The organism is Pseudomonas sp. C32, from assembly GCF_030417915.1.
Taxonomy (GTDB): Bacteria; Pseudomonadota; Gammaproteobacteria; order Pseudomonadales; family Pseudomonadaceae; genus Aquipseudomonas.
Window position 1 is genome coordinate 1 of sequence record NZ_JAUHUK010000047.1, and the last position, 3482, is coordinate 3482.

Genomic DNA, 3482 nt, shown 5'->3' on the forward strand with positions numbered 1-3482 from the left:
ATACGACGGCGATTCAAAGCCACAGGCAATGCTCACTTCCAGCACGCTCATGTCTGTTTGCCGCAATAACTGCCGCGCCTTCTCCAGCCGCAAGCGCAGATAGATATTGGCTAATAGCGGTGAAATAAGCGCACCTTGTGGTGTGCCCTGCTTCGCAGGAGTTCGCTTTCCGTTTTCAAGAACACCTGTACGCAGCCATCGGACTATTAACGCTAACACCCGTCGATCCGCGATTCGGTGTTGCAGAAAGCACATCATCCACTCGTGATCGATGGTGTCAAAGAACGCGCGAATAGTTGAGCGGGCTACCTCACATTGAAGTCGGTGGGGTGTGTGGAGCGCTTACTCAAAACCCAAGGCAGGAGCCGTATGCGGTAATTCCGCACATACGGATCTGTGCGGGGGTGGCAGGTGGCTGCCATTCCTACCGCGACCAGTTGATCTCGCGTCCTGCGGTTATGAAACGCGGATCCATGAAAACCGCGCACAGAGTATTGAGTGGGAGCACATTGTCCCAGCCTGGCAGTTTGATCATCAGCGGCAACGCTGGCAAAAACGGGTTAAGAAACTTCCCTCTCGAAAAAGAACGCAGTCTCCCCAAAAGCCGGTTTTAGTTGATCGAACCACGTAGCATCGGGATCAAATCGTGCGAAGAATGGCCTCTGCACCCAATCCGGGTTTCGTGCTTGGATAAAACGTAAAACAAACACCTTTTCTCCTCGAATTTCAGCTAAACCGCAGACCTCAACTTTCCCCGGATCTGCGCTCATCGAAGGTCCTCTGGCAGTCCTGGCAATACCTGAAACTTGTTTGACCGCGTCCCGGTAAATTTCCCACGCACATACAAGAGGGACTTCAAAATACCGGCGGGCCCCGGTATCACGCTCGATAAACATATAGTAAGGAATAATGCCTAGTTGAATTTGCGTCTGCCAGAGTCGCGCCCAGACGTCAGCAGAGTCATTGATATGAGCCAGCAACGGGCCCTGGCTACGTATTTGAGCGCCTGTTTGTCGAACACGAAGAATAGCCTCTCGAGCAATGGCAGGCTCAAGTTCCGCCCAATGATTATAATGAGCCATTAACGCTAAGTGTTTACCGCTGTTGATGATCGTCCTAAATAGATCAAGAAGTTCACCTGCGTCGCTGTCAGTCACAAACCGCTGAGGCCAGAAAGAAAGCGCCTTCGTACCAATTCGGATAGTGTGGATGTACTCGAATTCAAGCGTCAAAAGAGGTTCTAGGCAAGCACGTAGATTGCTTGTCTTCATAACTAGCGGATCTCCGCCAGTAATTAAAACATCAGTCACTTTGGGGTTGGCCCGAAGGTAATCCAATAGCTGGGCGTTTTCCTTAGCAGCAATCTTGAGCGATTGGTCACCCGTGAATTGGGCCCAACGGAAACAAAAAGTTCAGTATAGATTTCTCATGCCGCAACCTGCGCCGGAGCCTTGTATCGGATCCATCTAAATAGAAGTAGAGAGAACAGCGCCATAAGTCCAAGTCCTACGCCACACCACACACCCGCTACTCCTAGATCAGTATAAAATGCCAAGAAAATAGCGAGCGGCAGCCCCACTAGCCAAAAACAAATAATCGAAAGCAACATCGGAAAGATGGTCTGTTTCAAGCCCCTAAATATACCGAGCAGTACCATTTGACTTCCATCAAAGAAATGGAAGATTCCTAAAATGCAGACAAAAAGGCTAGAAAGCTTGATAAGCTCGTCATCTCCTCCTTCACCGTGAGCAACAAATAGCTGAACAATATCATGGGGAAAAATAATCAGAATAGAAGATATTACAGTGAGTACTATCCAGCCGAGCCATAAAGCACTCCATCCGGCGTCACTCGTCCGCAGCGAATACACACCCAAAGGAGAGCAGAGGCTTATTCTCGTAGTAGAAGCCTGAGAAATGCCATTAGGTATTGTAAATACGACTTGAAGAACTTGCATTGCGACACCATGAGCAGCCAACGCAACGACTCCAAACTTACCCACTATGATTGTGAGAATGAAGAAAAACAGTGTGTCATTTGCCTGCGTTAAAGAGACCGGAATACCATTTCTTAAAATAGGCAGCATCACCCACCCTCTCACCACTTTCAATTTTATACAGTGCTGCCGCTCCCTGAACTGCGGATTTATTAAGCCTAATATGACCAGCAATATACAAAGCAAAATGTTTGTTAGGGTCGTGGCGATACCTGCACCGAACAAACCCAAGGGGGGTATCCACAAAAAACCAAATATTAGAATCAGGTTAGCAACGAAATTAAAGACCGCTGCCATAATAATTGCGATAACTGCATATCGCGCCGACCCCATTACTGACAAAATATTTCTGAGGTGTACAAATAAAATCGCTGGGCCGATGCTCCACATCAGGCTATTCATGTACCTCTGAGCTTCGAGAGACAAAAGCAGATCCTGGCCAAAAAAAACTAATATTTCTTTCGTAAAATAGAGCATTGCTAAGCATATTAAAAATGCAGTTACTATAAGCTGAATGCAGCTGGTCGATACAGATGTATATTGTTCTTCTTTTGCCTTAGCCCCCAACGCGTCAGAAATAAACGGGACGGTAGAGATGAGTAGCCCGGAGAATAATAAAAACAGAAGATAGTAGAGGCCCTGTGCCAAAGTCGACGCAGCTAACGCCTCGACACTAATCCATCCAGCCATTATTACGTCCGTAGTCGCAATAATCACATGCGCGATATTGCCAGATACAAAGGCTAGCGAGAGCCGGGAACTCTCGCGCATCTCGGATGTATATCTACGGGAAAACCTCGCGGCACGGCTATATATCGGTGATGATGTCAAGACTGTACTCCCGATCTAGGTGCTTATCCTATGCGAACTCCAACGACGAAGTTGCACGCTGAATCCTCCTGCTATTACGAGGCTGGCTGCCCGCGGTTGCCACACGGTAGATAGCTGTGGACGGATGAGCATTGGCGTAAGCCCGTTGTTGCTCAATAATCCTCAAGACGTCTTTGTTCGCCCCTTCAAGTTGCTGCGAGAAAAGGTAATCTTTTTTGCTGCGAAGAGAATCTGGGAAGGCTTTATTGGTGTACACAGAGGAGAGGGGAGCATTCATTTCCAAAATCCTTACCTGTGATGGATGTCCATGAATAATGCGGCACAAACTAAATAATTCGTACCGCCGAACTCACAGTCAAAGGACGGAAAAGGAAACTTCGCAGTAATTGATACTAAAAATCCTACAGAAATTTCTGCTCGATAAGATGCAAGACAATTTCAATCAAGCTTTCACAGATCCGTTGATCTTCCCTCGGACAGCGCTCCATGGCGCAAACACTTGAACCTTACCCAGGATGAAGTGGCCAAACGGATGGGTGTCTCTCAGCCGGCATTTTCCCAGCAAGAGACCCTCTCAGAGCCTCGGAAGGCCACTCGCGAAAAAATAGCAGCGGCGTTTGGTATTACCGCTAATCAACTTGAGCTTTAGGCTGTG

At 47.8% G+C, this 3482-nt stretch carries 3 protein-coding genes and 3 pseudogenes; 2 read left to right on the forward strand and 4 right to left on the reverse strand.

Features of this window, described 5'->3' with window-relative positions; translation table 11 throughout:
* A pseudogene (locus QYH43_RS26815) lies at positions 1 to 300 on the reverse strand (reverse transcriptase domain-containing protein); the annotation flags it as partial.
* A 136-nt stretch (positions 301 to 436) separates the two neighbouring features.
* On the opposite strand from QYH43_RS26815, the pseudogene QYH43_RS26820 reads away from it, so the two are divergent.
* A pseudogene (locus tag QYH43_RS26820) lies at positions 437 to 556 on the forward strand (deoxyribonuclease); the annotation flags it as partial.
* Between the two features lie 4 nt (positions 557 to 560).
* Here the strand turns inward: QYH43_RS26820 and QYH43_RS26825 are convergent.
* From QYH43_RS26825 to QYH43_RS26835, 3 genes are all read right to left on the reverse strand, one after another.
* Entirely contained in the window at positions 561 to 1271 is a 711-nt protein-coding gene (locus QYH43_RS26825) for a hypothetical protein (RefSeq protein ID WP_301158518.1), read from the reverse strand.
* A 155-nt stretch (positions 1272 to 1426) separates the two neighbouring features.
* Positions 1427 to 2767 carry an MATE family efflux transporter gene (locus QYH43_RS26830; RefSeq protein ID WP_301158519.1) on the reverse strand — a complete coding sequence of 447 codons (1341 nt, stop codon included), beginning with the start codon at positions 2765 to 2767 and terminating at the stop codon, positions 1427 to 1429.
* Between the two features lie 88 nt (positions 2768 to 2855).
* Positions 2856 to 3104 carry a hypothetical protein gene (locus QYH43_RS26835; RefSeq protein WP_301158520.1) on the reverse strand — a complete coding sequence of 83 codons (249 nt, stop codon included), beginning with the start codon at positions 3102 to 3104 and terminating at the stop codon, positions 2856 to 2858.
* Between the two features lie 210 nt (positions 3105 to 3314).
* On the opposite strand from QYH43_RS26835, the pseudogene QYH43_RS26840 reads away from it, so the two are divergent.
* Positions 3315 to 3476, forward strand: a pseudogene (locus QYH43_RS26840) (helix-turn-helix domain-containing protein); the annotation flags it as partial.
* Positions 3477 to 3482 lie beyond the last annotated feature (6 nt).